We start from the raw sequence: 20979 nt of genomic DNA on the forward strand, positions 1-20979 counted from the left end.
TGCAAACCTCGATCGGAACCGAGCATGCAAGGAGATCAGGGCTTCACTCCGACGGCCGTCCGGGAGCCCTCCAATCGGCTTTTGACGATCGGCTATACGGTTGCGCTCGGTCTCGTGGCGCTGATGGCGCTGGCGTCGCACGTGACGCTCAACCACGTGCTGCACGAACACGAGGGCGCGGCCTCGGTCATCAACGTCAGTGGGCGCCAACGCATGCTGTCGCAGCGGATCGCCGGCTTTGCGGCCGAAATGGCGTTGAACGTTCCAGGCGCTCGCGTCGAGTTGCTCAACGCGGCCGATGAATTCGAGAGGTCGCATCGCAACCTCATCCTCGGCAACGAGGCATTGCATCTCCCCCCGGCGCAGACCCCCGAATTGCACGCGATTTATTTCGAGGGGGACCATCCACTCGATGCCTCCGTCAAGGTGTTCGTGGCGCGGGCGAGGCAACTCGCCGACATGAAACTCGACGACCCCGCCCGTGCGGATGAACAGGCGCACCTCTTCGCCGAGGCTCGCGAGCCCATTCTGACCGACCTCAACGCCGTCGTGACGGCGCACCAGCGCACCAGCGAGGCGCGATTGAACATGCTCGAGCGCATGCAGACCACCTCGCTGATTGTCATCCTCATGACCCTGATCGTGGAAGCGCTCATCATCTTCCGGCCGATGGTGCTGCGGATCGCGCGCTATACGCGCGCCCTCAGCGTCATGGCGGCCACCGACTATCTGACCAACACGCTCAACCGCCGCAGCTTCAGCGAGCGGGCCAAGGCCGAGTTCGACCGAGCCGCCCGCAATGGTCGGCCAATCTGCGTGTTGGCGATCGACGCCGATCGCTTCAAATCGATCAATGACACCTATGGGCACTCGGGCGGGGATGCGGTGCTGAAGGCGCTTGCGCTTGCGATCTCGCAAAATCTTCGTCCGTCTGACTTGTTCGCTCGCATGGGCGGCGAGGAATTTTCGATCCTGCTCGCCGAAACGCCCCTCCAAGGCGGTCTGGTGACGGCTCAGCGTCTAAAAACGCTCGTCGAGGCGTTGAGGGTGCCGTTTGCGGGCAAGCTGATCGATTTCACGATCAGTATCGGTGTGGCGGATCGGGGCGACGCCCACGAAACGCTAGAATCGGCGATGAGCCGAGCCGATGCCGCGCTCTATAGGGCCAAAGCAAATGGCCGCAACCGGGTCGAGGCGGCCCCAACCTCGGTTTCGCCCATGCCGGATCGCAACGATTATGGATCAAGGCTCGCTCAGCCTGCGAGGTAAATCGTTAGACCGATCCCGGCTCTCAATCCCCCAACGATCGACGAGAAACGGCAAAGCAACGCTTAAGCCTTGATCTTGTGGTTTTTCAAAGCTTGTTTTTCCTAAACGCGCTGCCTTGGTGGATTTACAACGCGAATGCTTGAATGTGCAGGTTCAGACCGGAACTAGGGTTCGGACGCAGAGTTAACGTGGCGATCCGAGAACCCGAGAGCCAAGCGCATGACCCTGCAAAATAATCGTCCCGACCACGTGAACGACCCCGTGACACACGAGGCGGCAGCCCCGACCTCGATCATCGAGACTTTGAAGGATCAGGCGGCGCAGGCAGCCGATGACGCCAAAGGATCGCTGACCGCTATGGCATCCGATGCGCGGGGCAAGCTCAGCGATATCGTCGACGATCAGAAAAGCGCCGGCGCCGAGCATCTGTCTCGCTTTGCCAAAGCGGCGCAATCGGCCGCCGGCGAACTCGATGAGAAAAATCCACAGGTGGCTCGGCTCGTACGCGATGCGGCCTCCTCGATCGATCGGTTCGCCGACGATCTTCAGCACCGTGACCTCCGCGACGTGCTGGAGCAGGTCACGACCTTTGCTCGGAAGCAGCCGGTCGCGTTCTTCGCAGGCTCGGTGCTGGCCGGCTTTGCGCTCGCTCGTTTTCTGAAAAGCGATGCGACCCCGGCATCGACCCGCACCGCGACTCCCCCCGCGACTGAGGTCTGAGACGGACGAGCGAGGTGTTGCGATGAACGAAACCCCTATCACGCGGCCATCGACCCCGGGGCTCCTGGCCGATGCACTGAGCCACATGACAACCTTGTTCGAGAGCGAAATCGGTCTCGTGCGACGTGAGATCAGCGAGAAGATCACCCAGGCCGTCACATCGATCGGCGTTCTCGTTGCGGCGGCGGTATTGATGCTCTCTGCCCTGATCCTGTTGCTGCAAGGGGTCGTGGAGCTTTTGGTTCAGTCCGGAATGCGACCATCGTCGGCCGATTTTCTGGTTGGCGTTGCGATCGCGATCATTGGCGGCATCGCGGTCGCCCTAGCGCTGCGTGGCCTGTCGGCCGCCAAGCTCGCCCCCGTCCGTACGATCACACAGCTTGGCAAGGATGCTCAAGTGTTGAAGGAACAGGTGAAATGAGCGCGTCGACCCCGTCTTCCGCGTCCGATGCCGAAGCTCACGCCGAACAGGCGCGTGCCGGCCTAGTCGGCACGCTCAATCAATTGCGCGAAAATCTTAAGCCGGCCAATATGGTCGAGGAGGTGATGAACAACGCCAAGGTCGGCGCGTCGACCATCACGGACCAGCTCTGGGAGACTGCGAGAAAGAACCCGGTTCCGGCGCTTCTGATCGGCGCCGGTGTTGCCATGATCTTCGGATTTGGCCAGCGGGCCGCATCCTCGAGCCGACCGCAGGGTTGGGCCTCGGCGCCGGACGGAAGCCCGACTGATCGAGCGATGCGTGGACGTGACAGCTCCACTCTAAACGATCACAGACCTCTACGCTCCCCATCGCCGAGCGTGTCGACCGGCAGTGCGTTACGGACGTCGCTGAACGACGGTCGCGACCGTGCTGCAGGGCTGATCGACGACGCGCGTTCGCACCTGTCATCGCTGACGGCCAGCAGCACCGATGCTGTGACGGCCGGCGTCAAGCGCAGATCTACAAAGGAGACCGACATGTCGAATTTTCGTTCACGGGACCGCCTTGGGTCGACGCTGACGCGCCTGATCGACGAGCAACCCTTGGTCTTGGCCGCCCTCGGTTTGGCTGTCGGCGCGGCCATTGGTGCCGCCGTTCCGTTGACCGAGGCTGAAAACACCCTGATGGGCGAAAGCAGCGGCTCGGTTCGCGACGCCGCTCAGGAGATGGCCCGCGAGCGCTACGAGCAGTTGAAGTCAGCCGCCGGCCACGCCGTCGAGGACATCAAGCAAAGCGCGGCCGACCATGGCGTGTCGACCGATAACCTTGCCGATCTCGTCCATGACGTCGCCGACAAGGCCAAGACGGCCACCTACGAGGCTGGCAAGACGATCGCGCCCTGATCGCATAACGGAAATGGCCGGACGCGAGAGCGTCCGGTCAATCCTGGCCGGGTTCGCCGACGAGCCCGGTCGCCGCGATCGCCGACATGATGGCTTTTTCATCTTGATCGGAGGTGTCGCCGGACGCGCCGACGGCCCCGAGTAGGAGACGGTTTTGATCGTAGAGCAGAACCCCGCCCGGCACGGGGACAAGATCGCCGCCGACTGCATGCGTCACGGCCGCGATAAAGAAAGCCTGGTCGACTGCGCGCTTGCCGAGTGACCGCGACCCCATCCCCAGCGCCAACGCGCCATAGGCTTTTCCATGCGCGATCTCGAAGCGCTTCAGCGAGGTCCCATCCTCGGCCGCGGCGGCCTTGATGGCGCCGCGTGCATCCAGCACCGCAATCGCCATGGGCTTGAGGCCGCTCTGGCGCGCGGCGTCGAGAACCGCCGTAACGAGCGTCTGGGCTGTCGTGAGAGTCAGGGTCATCGATGGGTCAGCTTTCGTCGGTTGCGAGGGTGAACTGGTTTGGAGCGGAAGCCTGCCGAGTACAACCGGCAGCTTTTTGTCAAAGCACGGCGGAGCCGGCCGAAAGTTCGGTTCTGAGCGCTCGTGCCGCTTTGGCCAATGCCGGATCGGAGCGGCGACGCGGACGGGGAATGTCGACGTCGAGGGTCGCGACGAGCCGTCCGGGCGAGCCGGCCAGCACGATGACCCGGTCGGCCAGATAGACCGCTTCGTCGATGTCGTGGGTCACGAACAGAACCGTCGTCCCGGTCGCGGCCTGGATCCGCTGCACCTCGTCCTGGAGCGTTTCGCGGGTTAAACTGTCGAGTGCCGAAAACGGCTCGTCCATCAACAGCACGCCCGGGTCGATCGCGAGCGCGCGGGCCAGCGCCACGCGCTGGCGTTGGCCGCCGGATAACTGGTGCGGCCACCGCCCGCCGAGCGCCCCGAGCCCAACGAGATCGAGCATCGCCTGCGCCCGCGCGCGACGCTCGCTACGCGATCCGCCACGCCGTTCCAGCCCGAACGCCACATTGGAGAGAACACGACGCCAGGGGAGGAGACGCGCGTCCTGAAACACGAGGCCGATGGGGGCGCGTCCGTCCTGCGTCGGCGCGATCGTGACGGTCCCGCCGCTCGGTTGCGCCAGTCCGATCAGCACGCGGAGAAGCGTCGATTTACCGACCCCGGATTCGCCGACGATCACCAGGATTTCGCCCTGGCGCACGCCGAGCGTCAGCCGATCGAGCACCGTGGTTCGGATGCCGTCGCGCTCGAACGCGAGACTGACATCTCGTATGTCGATGATGGCCGACGCCTCGGTTGCGCTCATGGCCGCCATCGGAGAACCCAGCCTTGCAGCGCCACGAAGGCGGAGTCGAACAGACCGTAGAGGCCGGCCATCGTGAGCATGTAGACGATCACGATATCGGTCGCGAGAAGGCTGGAGGCTTGCATCATGCGCTGACCGACGCCCGGAACACCGAAGATCTCCGACGCCACCACCGACATCCAGGCCTGACCAAGTGCGGTTCGTAACCCGACCAAAATGCCGGGCGTGGCGGCCGGCAGGATGATCTTGACCAGCAGGCTCGGCAGCGTGCGAAACCCGAACGCCTGCGCCACCTCGACGAGATCGCGGTCGACCGCGCGCACGGCCCCGAGCGTCGCGAAGAACACGATCCAGAATACGCCGATCGCGATAATGAAGACGGCAGCCGATGGTTCGACCCCGAACCAGATGATCGCGAATGGTACCCAGGCGAGCCCGGGGATCGGGCGAAGCAAGCGCACCACCCAGGCCGTGAGATGCTCGACCCGCGGCAGCATGCCGGCCGCGAGACCAAAAGCTATGCCGGCGCTCGCGCCGATCAGCAGCCCCACGACATAATGGGTGAGGCTCGACAGCACCGCGACCGGCCAGACCCCAGAGGCGATCTCGCGCCAGAACACCACCGGAATGGTGCTGGGCGGTGGCAGGAACAGCGGGTTGACGAGGCCGAGGCGCGGCGCGGCTTCCCAGACGCAGAGAAAGACCAGCAAACCCGCTGCCGCCAGCGCGGTCGAGCGCAGTGGCGTCGTCGTTGCGGACGACGTCATGCTCAAGGCGCGACGGCTTTCTCATAGAAGCGAGGATCGAACAGCCCGTCGAGCGAGACATCCTTGTCGAGTGTGCCGATCGAGACCTGGAAGGTCTGCATGGCGCGGGTCGCATCGATGATGACACGCGGATCGGCGACGAATTTGGCGGCCGGTGAGGTCAGCGCCTTGCGGATCGTCGCGACGTCGGTGATGCCTTTGCCGAGCGCCGCTTCCACGAACGGCGCGGCGCGATCCGGGTCGGCCTTCAGAATGTCGGTCGCCTTGACGACGGCCGAGACAAGGCTCTGGACCGCCTCGGGATGGGCTTTCTCGAAGCCGCCGCTCACGGCCACGACCGTGCCGGGCTGGTTGGGGAACATGACGCCGCCAAGGGCGATCAGCTTGATGCCGGGGTTGCGGCTTTGCACGATGGTCAGCGCCGGTTCGCGGATCGAGGCGCCATCGACCGCGCCGGTCAGCACGGCCTGCTGGGTCGCGTCGATGCCCATCGGCACGATATCGGCATCGGTCTTCGCGGTGCCGGTCGTGGCCCATAACCAATGTTGCAAGGTGGTGTTCGGCACGGAACCGGGCGGCTGGGTCGCGAGCCGTGCAGGCTTACCCTCCTTGGCCCGGAAGGCCTTGAAGGCGTCGGCCGCGTTGGTGCCGGGGGTGAAGTAAGCCGCAAGTTTCGGACTGGCGACGAACACCATCTCTTCGATCGCGGTGCTGGCCACGACCGTCACGTCGATCCCCTTCTGCCGGGCGACCGCCAATGGTGCGACGCCCGCCACATAAACGTCGATCGTGCCCGATGCGAGCGCCTGGATCATGTTGGGGCCGGACTCAAAGGTCGTGAAGGTGGCGTTCAAGCCGCCCTGTTTGAGCAGGCCTTCGCCATTCGCCACAAAGATTGGCGACGCGCCGATCACCGGGATGACGCCGATCCGAACCGGAATGGCATCCGCCGCATAAGCGATCGTGGCCGACAGCAGTCCGGCCGCGAGGCCGAGCACGATTGACCGCAAGCCTAGCATCGTCTTCTCCCGCACTGTCGCTCGCTCCGGCCCGACGGCACCCTGTCGAGCGAAAGATCAGCGACCTCAATCACAGCCGCCTCGCCGGCACAAGCCGCAAAGCCGATCGCGCCGCGTTCGACGCATGTGCAGGCCCTGGGTTGACGCATCTTCGCTGCAGCCCGCGACCGTTTCTTCATCCGCAATCGTTGTGTTCCATTACCCATTCAGGGAGAAATAAGCGGCTGCGTCGCTCGCCTCTCTGGCCAGAACGCCGCGCGGGGCGTTACGGTCGTCAAGGAAACAGTCTTGGCGGTTCGAGTTTTGTCCGCTCCGCATCAGTCAGAAAGTTCGCCCGTGAGCGTTGTTGTCTCCCCCGTTCCGATCGCGGTCGCCAAGACCGGCGTGCCTCTGACGTTGGCGCCGATCGTGCCTGAATGGGTCGTCTCCGGTGCTCCGGTGGCGCGCAACGCCATCCTGTCCCATTCCAAGGACTGGACCGCCTTCACCATGGAGTGGGACTGCACGACGGGCGAGTTCGACTGGTTCTACGATCTCGATGAGACGGTTCATATCCTCGAAGGGTCGGTGATCCTCGATGACGGGCATGGGCCGGCGCGGCACCTCGGCGTCGGCGACATCGTCTTTTTCCCGGCCGGATCGCGCGTGCGGTGGCGCGTCGAGACCTATGTGCATAAGCTCGCTTTCTTTCGGCAGCCGTTCCCGAAGGCAATGAGCTTTGGGCTCAAGGTCACACGCCGCCTGAACCGCATGGCGCGGAGCGCAATGGGTCGTGCGCCCGCCTCCAGCGGCAAGGCGAAAGGCGTCGCCTGAGGGCGTCGCCCGGCCGACCGCAGGGAAAATCTTGAACCCGTCGAGCGTTTGCGGCATGTCGGATCCTCTTGGCCGACAAGACATCTTGGCCGCGATGAAGGGTTCGACGTGAGCGACGGCACCATCGACAACGTCTACGGTTTCCTGCCCGATACGCTCTTTGCGGCCGCGCCCGACGCGGTGCAGTTTTCGCCCCTCGTGCCAGGCGGCGCGGCACTCGACGACAAAGCGCCTGGATCGCTGCAGAGCCTGACGATGCTGGCGCCGCCCGGCACGATCGAACGCCGCTATGCCATGGCTTTGGCGCTTCGGGCGCTTGCCCCCGGTGCGCCCTTCACGATCCTCGCCCCGAAGGACCGGGGCGGCTCGCGTCTCGGCGACGAGTTGCGGCATTTCGGCTGCGACGTGATCGACGAAGGCCGCCGTCATCATCGAATCTGCACCGGTCTCCGCCCGCCCGAAGTGATCGGCCTCGATGACGCCATCACCGAAGGTGGCCTGCGGCGGATCGAGGCGCTCGGCGTCTGGTCGCAACCCGGCGTGTTCAGTTGGGACCGACTCGATCCCGGCAGCGCGCTGCTGATCCAGCATCTGCCGGCCTTGAGCGGGCGCGGCGCCGATTTCGGCTGCGGCATCGGGATCCTGGCCAACGCCGTGTTGACCTCCCCGAAGGTCACGCATCTCGACCTCATCGACATCGACCGCCGCGCGATCGCGGCCACCCGCCATAACGTCGACGATCCCCGTGCGACGATCCGGTGGGCGGATGTGCGTCGCGGGCGGCTCGCCGATCTGACGCAACTCGATTTCGTGGTCATGAACCCGCCCTTCCACGATGCTGGAACGGAGGATCGTTCTCTCGGTCAGAGCTTCATCACGCGAGCCGCCGAGGCGCTGCGGACGGGTGGCCGCTGCTGGCTGACGGCCAACCGCCACATGCCCTATGAGGCGGTGCTCAAGCCTCTTTTCAAGCGGATCAACGCAGTGGCCGATGCGGGAGGCTACAAGATTTACGAGGCGCAGAAGTGAGCAAACCGCCCGGCGCGATGCGCCTCGACCGGATGCTCGCCAATCTCGGCTATGGCTCGCGCCGCGAAGTAAAGGGTATGGTCTGGGCCGGTCGCGTCGTGTTGGACGGCATCGCGCTGGACGACGCCGAGCAGCGGATCGCGGTGACGCCCGATCTCACCGCCCGCATGATCGTCGATGGTGCGCCGCTCGACCCACCCCAGGGTCTGGTGATGTTGTTGAACAAGCCGCTCGGCGTCACCTGTTCGCATAAGGAGGCGGGACCGGTCGTCTATAGCCTGCTGCCGACCCGCTGGCGGGGGCGCGATCCGGCCATATCGAGCATCGGCCGGCTCGACAAGGAAACATCGGGCCTGCTGCTGATGACCGACGACGGCGATCTTCTGCATCGGGTGATTTCGCCCAAGGCTCATATTGCCAAGCGCTATCGGGCGACGCTGGCGCGACCGCTGCGCGGCGACGAGGCCGCGACCTTCGCGGCCGGCACCCTGATGCTCGAGGGCGAAACCAAGCCGTTGCGGCCGGCGCTGCTCGATCCGCTCGATGGCACGACGGTGGCCCTGACGATCACGGAAGGGCGCTATCATCAGGTCCGCCGCATGTTCGCGGCGGTCGGCAATCACGTCAACAAGCTCCATCGCGAGCGCATCGGCGCGCTCGGCTTGCCGGACGATCTCGCGCCGGGGGCCTATCGGGTGCTGGATACAGCCGCCATCGACGCAGTGTTCGCACCACCCGATCGAGTTTAGGGTTTCGCGGACCCCAGCAGTTCGACAAGCGTCAGGGCGACGACCTCGGTGGCCTTGCGGAGATCCGACAGCGGCAGGCGCTCGTCGGCCCGGTGGGCGTTGGCCTCCTCGATCGTATGTGGCCCAGCGCCGTAAAGCACCACCGGCACGCCCGCCTCGGCATAGTGTCGGGCGTCGGTGTAGAGCGGCACGCCCGTCGTCGTCACGGTCTCGCCCATGATGCGGCTGGCATGGGCGCAGAGCAGATCGGCAAGCCGCTGCCCGCCGTCGAGCGGCACCAGAGGCTGGGCCAGCAGGATGCGGCGCACCTCGACTTTGGCATTGGCGAAGCCACGAGCCGCGTCTGCGATGACGGCTCGCAGATCCTTCTCGACATCCTCGGGACGCTCTTCGGGGATCATGCGGCGGTCGAGCCGGAACGTCACGCGGTCCGGCACCACGTTGGTGTTGATGCCGCCCTTGATGAGCCCGATCGTCAATTGCGGGCTGCCAATCCCTTTGATGGCCGAGACCTGATGCTTCAGCGCGGCGCGCGAGGCGTAGAGCGCCGACAGGATCGCGGTCGAGGCTTCCAGCGCGTCGACGCCGGTGAACGGCATGGCCGCATGGGCGGAGCGGCCCGTCACCTCGATCTCGAGATGCAGGCAGCCGTTATGGGCCGTCACCACCGCATAGGAAAAGCCGGCGCCGATCGACAGGTCGGGCTTCGACAGGCCGGTGCCGAGCAAAAGGGCTGGGCCGATCTCGCCTCCGGCCTCCTCGTCATAGGTGATGTGGAGTTCGATCGTGCCCTGCAGGGGAACGTTCGCGGCCTCGATGGCCAGCAGCGCGAAGGTGTAGGTGGCGATGTCGGATTTCGACACGGCGACGCCACGCCCGACCATCCAGCCGTCGACGATCTCGGCCCCATAGGGATCATGCGTCCAGCCTTCGCCCGGCGGCACGACGTCGCCATGGGCGTTGAGCGCGATCACCGGCCCCTCGCCAAAGCGCCGCCGCACGATGAGATTGGTGGCGCTGACCATGCCGTGTTGCGCGCAAAGCTTTGCGTCGACGGGGTGGCGCTCTACCGTGAGGCCCAGGCCTTCGAGCAGTGTGGCGGTTCGCTCGCCATGCGGCGCGCAATCACCGGCCGGATTGTCGGACGGCACCTTGACGAGTTCGGCCAGCAGGGCGACCTGACGGTTGGTTTGGCTATCCAGAAAGGCGTGGATCGCGGCGGTTGTATCGGGGCTGAGGTCGGTCATGCGAAACTCTGGTGAGGGCTGTGGTGTGCGCGATCCGTCGGCACGGATCAACCCTCGGGCAGCAAATCGCGAAGCCGCAAGAGCGCGATCCGCTCGATCTGGCGCAGCGCCTCGGCGCGTTCGGCCGCATGGTCGTTGTGAAGGCGCGTCTCGAAAGCGGCCAGGATGTCGGCTTTGCCAAGCCCTTTGACCGCGATGATGAACGGAAAACCGAATCGCGACCGATAGGCGTCGTTCAACCGGGTGAATCGCGTGAGTTCCGTGGCGTCCAGCCGGTCGAGCCCAGCCCCGCTTTGTTCGCGGGTCGAGGCGGCAGCGAGTTCGCCCGCGAGAGCGAGGCGTCCCGCAAGATCCGGATGCGCCGCGATCAGCCGATCCTGCTGGTCGGACGGCAGCGCGCGCATCGCCGCCACCATGGCGCCGTGGAGCCCCTTGGCATGGTCCTGCGCCGGCCCGATCCAGGCCGCATACGCCCGCTCGGCAACAGCGGGCGTATGCTCGAAGACGGGGCCGAACACCTCCAAGAACAGCGCGCGGCCCATCCGGCTCGGCACGAAACCGCCCGCCGGTGGATGGCGATGCACCCAATGCCGCGCGATAACGAGCCGTCGCGTCACCCAGGCGTGGTCGTGCGATTGCACGTAGTCGAGAAAGCGCTCCAGCGCCGCGGCCCGACCGGGTCGGCCGACGAGGCGGCAATGGAGCCCGATCGACATCATGGCGGGACGGCCCTCGCCACCCTCGCGATAGAGCACGTCGAAACTATCCTTCAGATAGGCGAAGAACTGATCGCCGCTGTTGAAGCCCTGCGGGGTCGCGAACCGCATATCGTTGGCGTCGAGCGTGTAGGGCACCATCAACTGCGTGCGGCCCGAGACGTCGATCCAATAGGGCAACTCGTCCGCGTAAACGTCGGCCAGGTAGAGAAACCCACCCTCTTCGGCGCCGATGCGGATCGAATTAACCGAGGTGCGGCCCTGATAGAGGCCGAGCGGACGCTCGCCTACGAGCCGAGTGTGAATCGCGATCGCTTCGTCGATGTGGGCGCGTTCGGCCTCGATCGTGTAATCGCGGTAGTCGATCCATTTCAGGCCATGGGTCGCGATCTCCCAACCGGCTTCGGTCATGGCTGCCACGACCTCGGGGTTGCGCGCCATGGCGGTGGCCACGCCAAACACCGTGACCGGGAGATTGCGGGCCGTGAACATCCGCCACAGGCGCCAGAAGCCCGAGCGCGCGCCATAGTCGTAGATCGATTCCATATTGACGTGGCGCTGGCCGGGCCAGGCCTGCGCGCCGACGATCTCGGACAGAAACGCTTCCGAGGCCGCATCGCCATGCTGGATCGAATTTTCCCCGCCTTCCTCATAGTTGATGACGAATTGCACCGCGACGCGGGCGCCATTCGGCCAATCGGCCTGCGGTGGCGTACGGCCATAGCCGACGAGGTCGCGCGGATAGGGCTGGTCGAGCGAAAACATGGCGGTCAGCTTCCCCGATAGGTCGCGTAGCTCCACGGCGAAACCAGGAGCGGAACATGGTAATGACCTTGCGGATCGGCGATGCCGAACCGGATCGGCACCACGTCCAAAAAGGCCGGGTCCGCAAGCTCTGACCCCAGCGACTTGAAATACGCCCCCACGGCAAACTCGATCTCGAAACAGCCCATCGGCAGGGCGTCGCCGCCGAGCAGCGGCGCATCGGTCCGACCGTCCGCATTGGTCTGCGTCTCGACCATGATGACCCGGCTGCCGTCCGGCGCGATCCGGGTCAGGGTCAGGGCCACGCCCGCGGCCGGGCGGCCGTTGGCGGTATCGAGCACATGGGTCGATAATCGGGGCATCGCGGTCCTGGCTCGATGGTGTTGGTGCGCGATATCCTGCTCTGCTCACGACAAAATGGGAAGGGACCCCCTGCGGCATCGGCATGCTCCCCTCCGGGTTGAACCCTTAAGGAAAACGTGATCCGCTTCGTGCAACCTCGATCCGCATCGGCCAGGAAAGGAGCGACCCCCGTATGATCTCGTCTCGTTTTCCCGCTTCGGCACCGCCCCGGGATCCGCCTGCGGCAGTCGATCGATCGACGATCCGCTTTATGCTGGGCGATGAGCCGCACGAATTGAGTCATGTCGCGCCCACGCTCACGGTCCTTGACTGGCTGCGTGGCCCAGCCCGCCGAACCGGCACCAAGGAAGGCTGCAACGAGGGCGATTGCGGGGCCTGTACGGTGGTTGTGGTTCGCCCCGACGGCGATCGCCTGACCTATCGGGCGGTCAACAGCTGTATCCAGTTTGTCGGCACGCTCGATGGCTGCCAATTGCTCACGGTCGAGGACCTCAAGGGTCCGGACGGCGAATTACATCCGGTGCAGCGAGCGATGGTGGAGTGTCACGGGTCGCAATGCGGCTTCTGCACGCCGGGTTTCGTCATGTCGATGCTGGCTATGGTGAAAACGCATCCGGATTGTCCGTCCGAACAGGTGATCGACGATAGTCTTGCCGGCAACCTTTGCCGCTGCACCGGTTATGCGCCGATCGTGCGGGCCGCGCAGCAGGCCTACGCGTCCGTCGGGATCGATCATTTCGACCAGCGAGAGGCCGAGACGCTGGCGCGCTTGCGGGCGCTCGACGATGGTCGCGACATGACCGTCGAGGGCGACGGCGGCACATTCCAGGCGCCCGCCACGCTCGATCGGTTTGCCGAGATCCTGGTCGAGGAGCCGACCGCCACTATCGTGGCCGGCTCGACCGACGTCGGGCTCTGGGTCACCAAGCAATTCCGACCCCTGACGTCGCTGGTCTGGACCGGACGCCTCCGCGAGCTCGACCGCATCGAGGAGAGCGCCACCAGCATCGAGATCGGGGCCGGTGTCACCTACGCCCGCGCCATGGAACGGCTCTCGGCGCTTTACCCCGATTTCGGCGAGGTCCTGCGGCGGCTCGGCTCGGTCCAGGTTCGCAATAGGGGGACGATCGGCGGCAATATCGCCAACGGGTCGCCGATCGGCGACAGTCCGCCGATGCTGATCGCGCTCGGGGCGACGTTGCATCTGCGGCGCGGCCTCGTGCGGCGGGCGCTGCCGCTCGAGGATTTCTTCGTCGCCTACGGCAAGCAGGATCGGCAGGCGAGCGAGTTCGTCGAGCGCGTCTCCGTGCCGACGCTGAAAGCCGGCGCAAAACTGCGTGGCTACAAGGTCAGTAAACGGTTCGATCAGGATATTTCGGCCGTGATGGGTGCGTTCCGGCTCGATCTGGAGGGTGACCTGATCGCGGAGGCACGTGTCGCGTTCGGCGGTATGGCGGCGACGCCGAAGCGGGCACTCGCGACCGAGGCGGCGTTGCGGGGCCAGCCCTGGACCGAGACGACCCTGCAGGCGGCCCGGCAGGCGATGGGTGAGGATTTCAAGCCGCTCAGCGACATGCGGGCCAGCGCGGGTTATCGCATGACCGTTGCGGGCAATCTTCTCGAACGCCTGTTCGTCGAGACCACGATGCGCGACGTCGAAACGAGGCTCGTCGGCGACCGGAGGCTGGCCCATGCTTGATCGACCCGCCCCGACGGTACCATTGCCCGAGCCCCATAACCCCGACCCCTATGCCAACGATACGGCCGAGGCCGCCATCAAAGTGCCGATGCGGCACGACAGCGCCCACAAGCATGTGGCGGGCGAGGCGGCCTATATCGACGATCTGCCCGAGCCGACCGGCATGCTGCATGTCTATCTCGGGCTGAGCGAACGCGCCCATGCGCGGGTTCTGTCGATCGACCTCGACCCCGTGCGGGCCAGCCCCGGCGTCGTGCTGGTGCTGACCGGGCAGGATGTGCCGGGTACCAATCAGATCAGCCCGACCAACCGACATGACGAGCCGCTGCTCGCGACCGATCTCGTCGAGTTTCTCGGCCAGCCGATATTCGCGGTCGCGGCGCACACCCGCATCGCGGCCCGCGCAGCGGCGCGCCGCGCCATCGTGACCTATGAGGATCTCCCGGCGCTTCTCGACATCGACGCGGCCTTGCCCGAGGGACGGCTGGTGACCGAGCCGCTGACCTTGCGGCGGGGCGATGCCGCGCGCGGACTGGCCGCCGCGCCAGCGTCGTTGAGCGGCCGGATGCGGGTCGGCGGCCAGGATCATTTCTACCTCGAAGGCCAGATCGCGCTCGCGGAGCCGGGCGAGGACGGCGACGTGAAGGTGTGGTCCTCCACCCAGCATCCCAGCGAGACGCAACATCTCGTCGCGCATGTGCTCGGCGTTCCGAACCATTCGGTGCTGGTCGAGGTGCGGCGCATGGGCGGCGGCTTCGGCGGCAAGGAAACGCAGGCCAATGCCTTTGCGTGCCTCGCCGCAATCGTGGCGCAGAAAACCGGACGCGCCGCCAAGCTGCGGCTCGATCGCGACGACGATATGATCATGACGGGCAAGCGGCACGATGTCGTGCTCGACTATGAGGTCGGCTATCGCGACGACGGGCGGATCGATGCCGTGCGGATGCGGATCGCTGCGCGCTGCGGTTATTCGGCCGATCTGTCCGGCCCGGTGACCGATCGGGCGCTGTTCCATGCCGACAATTGCTACTTCTACCCCGACGTCGAACTCTCGTCCCTGCCGCTGAAGACCCATACGGTCTCGAATACCGCGTTCCGGGGTTTCGGCGGCCCGCAAGGCATGGTGGGTGCGGAGCGGATCATCGAGGAGGTCGCCTTCGCGACCGGGCTCGATCCGCTCGAGGTTCGCAAGCGCAACTTCTATGGCATCGGCACGCGGGATACGACGCCCTACTATCAGGTCGTCGACGACAACATCATCGCTGATCTCGTGGCCAAGCTCGAAGCCTCGAGCGACTATGCGGCCCGGCGCGCCGCGATCCGCGCCGCCAACGCGACCAGCCGAATCATCAAGCGCGGCATCGCGCTGACGCCGGTCAAGTTCGGCATCTCGTTCACGGCGACGCATTACAATCAGGCTGGTGCGCTGATCCACATCTACAACGATGGCAGTGTTCATCTGAACCACGGCGGCACGGAGATGGGGCAGGGCCTGTTCGCCAAGGTCGCCAGGGTCGTGGCCGAGGAGCTGCAACTCGACCTCGATCGCATCAAGGTGCTGGCGACCAGCACCGGCAAAGTGCCGAACACCTCCGCGACGGCGGCCTCCTCCGGAGCGGATCTCAACGGCATGGCGGCGCTGGCGGCCGTGACGACCCTGAAGGCGAGGCTGATCGCTTTTGCGGCCGAGCACTGGGGCGTTGCCGAAACCGAGGTCGAATTTCGGCCGAACCGCGTTCGGGTTGGGGCCGAGGAGGTCTCGTTCCGCACGCTCGTCAAGCAGGCCTATATGGCCCGCGTGTCGCTCTCGGCGACGGGTTTCTACAAGACTCCGAAGATCCATTGGGACCGCGACACGGGGCAGGGGCGACCGTTCTTCTATTTTGCCTATGGGGCCGCCTGTTCGGAGGTGGCGGTCGACACCCTGACGGGAGAATCTCGCATCGAGCGCGTCGATATCCTGCATGATGCCGGCCGCTCGCTGCATCCGGAGATCGATATCGGCCAGGTCGAAGGCGGTTTCGTGCAGGGCGCGGGCTGGCTCACCACCGAGGAACTCGTGTGGGATGCTTCGGGTCGGCTGCGGACCCATGCGCCGAGCACCTACAAGATTCCGGCCTGCGGCGATCGTCCTCGCATCTTCAATGTGCATCTGCTCGAGGACGCGCCGAACCGGGAGGATACGATCTTCCGCTCGAAAGCGGTCGGTGAGCCGCCCTTCATGCTCGGCATTTCGGTGTTGCACGCGTTGTCCGACGCGATCGCAAGCGTCGCCGATTACCGTCTCTGTCCGAAGCTCGACGCCCCTGCCACGCCCGAGATGGTGCTAACCACGATCGAGCGGCTGCGGCAGACGGCGCGGTCGTGAGCGCGACCCGACCCGGTGCGCTGGCGCCCCTAATGCGTCGGTGGATGGCCGACGGCGTGCCGGTCGTCCGCGTCGTCATCGAGCAGGCGAGAGGATCGACCCCACGTGAGGCGGGTGCCGCCATGCTGGTGACGCAGGATGCGATGCGCGGCACGATCGGGGGCGGACGGCTCGAGCTTGAAGCGGTCGCCGAGGCGCGGCGGTTGCTGGCCGATGGCAGTGAGGCGCACCGCTGGAGCGTGGCGCTCGGTCCGGCGCTCGGGCAATGTTGCGGCGGCCATGTGGTCCTGCTGGCCGAGCGAGTTGACGAGCAAGTGATGGAGGCGCAGGAGATGGCCGACCACCTGCCGTTGCCGCTGGTGCTTTTGTTCGGCGCCGGCCATGTCGGGCGGGCGGTAGCTCGCGCTCTGGCACCGCTGCCGTTGCGGACCCGCTGGATCGACGCGCGCGCGGATGAATTCGACACCAGCGTGGCCGGTTCCGTCGAACGGGTCGTCTCGAGTGCCTGGCAAGCCGAGATCGATGCGGCACCAGCGGGATCGGCCTGTCTGGTCATGACGCATAGTCACGCGCTCGACAGCCTTGTGACCGCCGCCGCTTTGGAGCGCGCGGATTTCGCCTATGTCGGGCTGATCGGATCGCACAGCAAACGCCGGCGCTTTGAACAGGCGTTCCGGGATATTGGGCTCGGCGAGACGGCCATCGCCCGTCTCGTCTGCCCGATTGGCGATCGCGGCATCCGGGACAAACGCCCCGAGGTGATCGCGGCGCTGACGGCAGCAGAATTGATCGAAGTTTTCGCCGAACCGGTCGTGCGGACGCGGATCACCAAAGCCGAACCCTCGGTGGCGACCCTATCGGCCTCAGCCTATTTCTCGCGCGGAACCGCATAAGCGCCGCGTTTCGACGTCTTGAGACCCAAGCCCGCCATGGCCTCGCCGAGCTTCACGGCCGCCGCGACCCCATCGATGACCGGAACACCGAATTGCCGCGACAGATCGGCTGCGAGATCCGCCATGCCGGCACAGCCGAGCACGATCACGTCCGCATGATCCTGCTTCAATGCGGCATTGATTTCGTCGTCGATCTTGCCGCGTGCGCCGGATCGCGAGTCTTCGAGATCGAGCACCGGGATATCGGTGGCCCGCACCCGCCCGCATCGCGCCATCAGGCCGTAGGACGTCAGATTGGCTTCGATGCCGGCGACGGAGCGCGACAAGGTGGTGACGACCGAGAACCGCCGCCCGAGCATTGAGGCCATGTGGAAGGCGGCCTCGCCGATCCCGATGACCGGTTTGTCGGTCAGGCAACGGGCTGCGTCGAGGCCGGTATCGTCGAAGCAGCCGATCACGAAGGCGTCGCCCGGAGCGGCGGATCCCTCGCGATGGTCGGCCATCAGGCTCAACAGGCCGGGGACCGCGAGCGCACCATCGTAGAAACCCTCGATCGAGGCCGGTCCGCTCAAGGGGTTGACGGCCACGATGGTTGTGCCGGGGGATGCGACGAGCCGTGCCGCTTCGCCGATCTTACGCGTCATCGAGGCGGTGGTGTTCGGATTGACGACGACGATCCGCATCAGACGGCCCCTTGCCCCGCGTCCGACCCATGCCGCGCCTGCCGGGCGCGGAGCACCAGCATCACGACGAGCGCCAGGATGATGATCAGCATCGAGACGGCGGTGGTGGCCGTGCCGAGCGCGTAAATCTCCGGTGTCGTGACTGTGGTGGTGAGCGCCCGCAACTCGATCGGCAGTGTCTCGTCCGCGCCGATCGTCTGGCTCGAGCGGGCGATTTCGTCCCACGATAGAGTGAAGCCGAACAGGCCGACGCCGACCAGGGACGGTAGGATCATCGGCAGCAGCACGAAGCGGAAGGTCTGCCACGGCGTGGCCCCGAGGTCGCGCGCCGCTTCCTCCAGCCGCTTATCGAAGCGGTTGAAGATCGCGAACATGATGAGCAGGCCGAACGGCAGCGTCCAGGTGAGATGCGCGCCAAGACCCGAGGTGAACAGACCGAGCGAGGTCGTGAAATTCTCGGTCATCCAATCCGGCAGAAACGCTTTGACGCCTTCGTCGACGAGCCGAAACTGCAGGGCGATCCCGAGCGAGGTGATGATCGAGGGGACGATCAGCGACGCGATCGCCACGTAGAACAGCAAGGTCTGGCCGGTGAAGCGACGGCGGAAGGCAAGGCCCGCCATGGTCGACAGGATGACGGTCAGAACCATGACGACGAGGCCGAGCATCAGCGAGCGTCGGAATGCCGAGCCGAGATCGACCGTGCCGCCGCCCGAAAACAGGCGCTCGAACCAGTGCAGCGACACGCCGTTCATCGGGAACGTCAGGCCGCCCGTCGGGCCTTGGAACGAGAGCACGAAGATGACGAACATCGGCCCGTAGAGAAACACGAGATAGAGGCCGAAGACGACCGCCAGCCAATAGAACGAGGCGCTCCGGCCTTCCCGCATCTCAGAGTTCCTTCCGGATGTCGACCAGCCGGGTCAACAGGCTGATGACCACCAGAGTCACGGCCAGAAGAATGACCGCGTTGGCTGCGGCCGGCGGAAATTGCAGGGCGTTCAGCCGAGTCTCGATGATCTTGCCGGCCGAGGCGATCTGTTGGCCGCCCATCACCCCGAAGGTGATGAAATCGCCCATCACGATGGTGACCACGAAGATCGAGCCGATAACGATGCCGGGCTTGGTCAGCGGCACCACGATATGCCACAGCGTCTGCCAGCCGGAGGCGCCCGCATCGAAAGCGGCCTCGAGCAGCGAGCGGTCGATCCGCAGCATGGAATTCAGGATCGGCACCACCATGAAAAAGGTGAAAAGGTGCACGAAGGCGAGCATCACCGAAAAATCTGAAAACAGCAGCCACTCGATCGGGGTGCTGATGATATGCGCCCCCATCAGGATCTGGTTGATCAATCCGTTGCGACCGAGCAGCGGGATCCACGAGATCATGCGGATGACGTTGGAGGTCCAGAACGGGATGGTGCAGAGCAGCCCGAGCACGATCTGGGTCGTGGTCGAGCGAATGTGGAACGCCAGAAAATACGAGATCGTGAAGCCGATGATCAGCGTCAGCAGCCACACCGCGAAGCAGAATTGTGCCGTCGTCGCATAGGTTTTTAGGATCGTGCAGACGTCGGGCAGTTGGTCGATGCAGCCCTCGAACGTCTCGGTGTAGCTGCGGGTCGTGAGCGTCGGCAGGATCGCGTAATCGTTGTAATCGAGGAAGCTGACCAGCACGATGATCCCGAGCGGGATCACGAAGAACACGATGAAGACCAGCGCGAGCGGCGCGGCCTGCAATTGAGCCGAGATCGCCCAAGGGCGGCGCGTGGCCGCGACCTTGGGAACCTTACTCCTGCCGCGAGCGGCGACGATCTGATCCGCCATGGGGGTCTGCGGCTCTCGCTGAGGGATCGAAAAAAAGGTGGCGCCAGGCTGAAGCCCGACGCCGCTTGTCGTCGGAGAAGCGATCAGGCCGCGATGAACTCGTTCCACTTGCGGACCATGTAGTCGTTCTCGTCCATCACGGCGTTCCAGCACGCGACGGCGCCCATGCGTTCGTCATAGGAGCCACCGTCACGCTTCGAGCCGGCCTTTTCGAGAACGGTGCCGTCCGGCGCATGGATATCTTTCGCGGCCGGCTGACCTTCCATCCAATAGGCCCACTCGTAGGGTTCCATATTGGCCTTTGCGGTGTCGAGCACGGCCGAATAATAGCCCTGGCGATTGAGGTAGGCGCCGGCCCAGCCGGACAGGAACCAGTTGACGAACTCATAGGCAAGATCGTCCTTCTTGACCGCTTTCGAGATCGCGAAGCCCGACGCCCACGAGCGATAGCCTTCCTTCAGCGGCTGGAACACGCAAGGGATGCCCTTCGACCGGACGGCCGTGACGGCCGGCGACCACATCGACTGGATGACGGTTTCGCCCGAGGACATCAGGTTGACGCTCTCGTTGAAGTCCGACCAGAAGGCGCGGAACTGGCCGGCCTTCTTGGCCTCGGTCAGTACTTTCGTGGTCATGTCGATCTCGGCGCGAGTCATGTTGCCCTTGTCGGCATATTTATGCTGGCCGGTCGCCTCGATCACCATCGCGGCGTCCATGATGCCGATCGAGGGGATGTTGAGGATCGAGGCTTTGCCCTTGAATTGCGGGTTCAGCAATTCGGCCCAGCTGTTGATCGGCCGACCGATGAGGTCGGGCCGGATGCCAAGCGTGTCGGCATTATAGGTCGTGGGAATGAGCGTCGCCCATTCGGTCATCTCGGTGGCGAATTTGGTCGAACCCTTGCCTTCGACGAACATGACCTTCTTGGGCGCTGTCCCCTGGTCGCCGATGACTTTGCCGTTGGCGAGCTGGCCCTTGGTGATGACCGGCGTGATCTTGTCGAAGAGTTTGATCTTCTTCGCGTCCATCGCGAGAAGGTTGCCCGACGGAACCAGCTTCTTCAGGCTGAAATATTCGGTATCGACGAGGTCGAAGGAGCTCGGCTGCGTGATGACCCGCTTGGTGACGTCGTCGGTCGTGACGGTCACATATTCGATCTTGATCCCGGTATCCTCGAAGGCCTTTTTGACGATGTCGGGCGATTGATTGGTGGCCGTCGACAGATAGCGCAGCACTTTGGCGTCTTGCGCCCAGACGGCGGGCGCCGGGAACAGGGAGCGCTTGGATTCACCGATCCCGAGGCCGATCCCCGCGCCCGCGACCGCACCAACGCCCTGCAGCAGGCGACGTCGTGAAACATTCGACTTTGAGATCTCGTCCGACATGATGGTTTCCTTCGGGTTG

At 65.0% G+C, this 20979-nt stretch carries 21 protein-coding genes; 10 read left to right on the plus strand and 11 right to left on the minus strand.

Annotated features, from left to right (window positions below; translation table 11 throughout):
- The first annotated feature begins 24 nt into the window (after positions 1-24).
- The 4 genes from EY713_RS07305 to EY713_RS07320 all read left to right on the plus strand — a co-directional run bounded on the left by EY713_RS07305 (position 25) and on the right by EY713_RS07320 (position 3315).
- Positions 25-1269, plus strand: a complete 1245-nt coding sequence (locus tag EY713_RS07305) for a diguanylate cyclase (protein ID WP_165491053.1) — start codon at positions 25-27, stop codon at positions 1267-1269.
- Positions 1270-1488: 219 nt separating this feature from the next.
- Positions 1489-1989, plus strand: a complete 501-nt coding sequence (locus EY713_RS07310) for a hypothetical protein (protein ID WP_131114224.1) — start codon at positions 1489-1491, stop codon at positions 1987-1989.
- A gap of 22 nt (positions 1990-2011) precedes the next feature.
- Positions 2012-2410 carry a phage holin family protein gene (locus EY713_RS07315; RefSeq protein WP_165491054.1) on the plus strand — a complete coding sequence of 133 codons (399 nt, stop codon included), beginning with the start codon at positions 2012-2014 and terminating at the stop codon, positions 2408-2410.
- The gene (locus tag EY713_RS07320; RefSeq protein ID WP_131114226.1) at positions 2407-3315 is read left to right on the plus strand and encodes a hypothetical protein; all 909 of its coding nucleotides are present in this window, start codon (positions 2407-2409) and stop codon (positions 3313-3315) included. Before EY713_RS07315 ends, EY713_RS07320 begins: the two co-directional genes overlap by 4 nt.
- A 37-nt stretch (positions 3316-3352) precedes the next feature.
- Here the strand turns inward: EY713_RS07320 and EY713_RS07325 are convergent, their stop codons facing one another.
- The 4 genes from EY713_RS07325 to EY713_RS07340 all read right to left on the minus strand — a co-directional run bounded on the left by EY713_RS07325 (position 3353) and on the right by EY713_RS07340 (position 6423).
- Positions 3353-3787: a GlcG/HbpS family heme-binding protein gene (locus EY713_RS07325; protein WP_131114227.1), complete on the minus strand. Its 435-nt coding sequence runs from the start codon at positions 3785-3787 to the stop codon at positions 3353-3355.
- Between the two features lie 79 nt (positions 3788-3866).
- Positions 3867-4637: an ABC transporter ATP-binding protein gene (locus tag EY713_RS07330; RefSeq protein ID WP_131114228.1), complete on the minus strand. Its 771-nt coding sequence runs from the start codon at positions 4635-4637 to the stop codon at positions 3867-3869.
- Positions 4634-5404, minus strand: a complete 771-nt coding sequence (locus tag EY713_RS07335) for an ABC transporter permease (RefSeq protein WP_131114229.1) — start codon at positions 5402-5404, stop codon at positions 4634-4636. The genes EY713_RS07330 and EY713_RS07335 overlap by 4 nt, the downstream gene beginning before the upstream one ends.
- Before the next feature lie 2 nt (positions 5405-5406).
- Positions 5407-6423 (minus strand): ABC transporter substrate-binding protein, encoded by a 1017-nt coding sequence (locus EY713_RS07340; RefSeq protein ID WP_425374344.1) that lies wholly within the window; start codon positions 6421-6423, stop codon positions 5407-5409.
- A 336-nt stretch (positions 6424-6759) separates the two neighbouring features.
- Here EY713_RS07340 and EY713_RS07345 point away from each other — a divergent pair, with 336 nt between their 5' ends.
- The 3 genes from EY713_RS07345 (at position 6760) to EY713_RS07355 (ending at position 9014) form a co-directional block, all read left to right on the plus strand.
- Positions 6760-7236 carry a cupin domain-containing protein gene (locus EY713_RS07345; RefSeq protein ID WP_245504290.1) on the plus strand — a complete coding sequence of 159 codons (477 nt, stop codon included), beginning with the start codon at positions 6760-6762 and terminating at the stop codon, positions 7234-7236.
- A 108-nt stretch (positions 7237-7344) separates the two neighbouring features.
- On the plus strand, positions 7345-8265 hold the full coding sequence (locus EY713_RS07350; RefSeq protein ID WP_425374345.1) for a class I SAM-dependent methyltransferase: 921 nt from the start codon (positions 7345-7347) through the stop codon (positions 8263-8265).
- The gene (locus EY713_RS07355) at positions 8262-9014 is read left to right on the plus strand and encodes a pseudouridine synthase (RefSeq protein WP_131114230.1); all 753 of its coding nucleotides are present in this window, start codon (positions 8262-8264) and stop codon (positions 9012-9014) included. The genes EY713_RS07350 and EY713_RS07355 overlap by 4 nt, the downstream gene beginning before the upstream one ends.
- Here EY713_RS07355 and EY713_RS07360 read toward each other — a convergent pair.
- From EY713_RS07360 to uraH, 3 genes are read right to left on the minus strand one after another with little or no spacing between them, the layout of a single operon-like run.
- A complete protein-coding gene (locus EY713_RS07360) occupies positions 9011-10261 on the minus strand; it encodes a M20/M25/M40 family metallo-hydrolase (RefSeq protein WP_131114231.1) in 1251 nt (416 codons plus the stop codon). The two genes, EY713_RS07355 and EY713_RS07360, sit on opposite strands and share 4 nt — an antisense overlap.
- Positions 10262-10308: 47 nt before the next feature.
- Positions 10309-11742 (minus strand): allantoinase PuuE, encoded by a 1434-nt coding sequence (gene puuE / locus EY713_RS07365; RefSeq protein ID WP_131119413.1) that lies wholly within the window; start codon positions 11740-11742, stop codon positions 10309-10311.
- A gap of 5 nt (positions 11743-11747) precedes the next feature.
- Positions 11748-12104 carry a hydroxyisourate hydrolase gene (gene uraH / locus EY713_RS07370; RefSeq protein WP_131114232.1) on the minus strand — a complete coding sequence of 119 codons (357 nt, stop codon included), beginning with the start codon at positions 12102-12104 and terminating at the stop codon, positions 11748-11750.
- Between the two features lie 251 nt (positions 12105-12355).
- Between uraH and xdhA the strand changes: the two genes are divergently transcribed.
- From xdhA to xdhC, 3 genes are all read left to right on the plus strand, one after another.
- The gene (gene xdhA, locus EY713_RS07375) at positions 12356-13804 is read left to right on the plus strand and encodes a xanthine dehydrogenase small subunit (protein WP_245572927.1); all 1449 of its coding nucleotides are present in this window, start codon (positions 12356-12358) and stop codon (positions 13802-13804) included.
- An 88-nt stretch (positions 13805-13892) separates the two neighbouring features.
- Positions 13893-16172, plus strand: a complete 2280-nt coding sequence (gene xdhB, locus EY713_RS07380) for a xanthine dehydrogenase molybdopterin binding subunit (protein WP_131119415.1) — start codon at positions 13893-13895, stop codon at positions 16170-16172.
- Entirely contained in the window at positions 16169-17065 is an 897-nt protein-coding gene (gene xdhC / locus EY713_RS07385; RefSeq protein WP_245572928.1) for a xanthine dehydrogenase accessory protein XdhC, read from the plus strand. The genes xdhB and xdhC overlap by 4 nt, the downstream gene beginning before the upstream one ends.
- Here the strand turns inward: xdhC and EY713_RS07390 are convergent.
- The 4 genes from EY713_RS07390 to EY713_RS07405 form a co-directional block, all read right to left on the minus strand.
- A complete protein-coding gene (locus EY713_RS07390) occupies positions 17041-17748 on the minus strand; it encodes an aspartate/glutamate racemase family protein (protein ID WP_131114234.1) in 708 nt (235 codons plus the stop codon). The two genes, xdhC and EY713_RS07390, sit on opposite strands and share 25 nt — an antisense overlap.
- Positions 17748-18638, minus strand: coding sequence for an ABC transporter permease (locus EY713_RS07395; protein ID WP_131114235.1), 891 nt, complete (start codon positions 18636-18638; stop codon positions 17748-17750). Before EY713_RS07395 ends, EY713_RS07390 begins: the two co-directional genes overlap by 1 nt.
- A gap of 1 nt (position 18639) precedes the next feature.
- Positions 18640-19575 (minus strand): ABC transporter permease, encoded by a 936-nt coding sequence (locus EY713_RS07400; RefSeq protein ID WP_210215318.1) that lies wholly within the window; start codon positions 19573-19575, stop codon positions 18640-18642.
- 83 nt (positions 19576-19658) lie between these two features.
- Positions 19659-20960, minus strand: coding sequence for an ABC transporter substrate-binding protein (locus EY713_RS07405; protein ID WP_131114236.1), 1302 nt, complete (start codon positions 20958-20960; stop codon positions 19659-19661).
- Between the last annotated feature and the right edge of the window lie 19 nt (positions 20961-20979).

Source organism: Lichenihabitans psoromatis (genome assembly GCF_004323635.1).
Classification (GTDB): Bacteria; Pseudomonadota; Alphaproteobacteria; order Rhizobiales; family Beijerinckiaceae; genus Lichenihabitans; species Lichenihabitans psoromatis.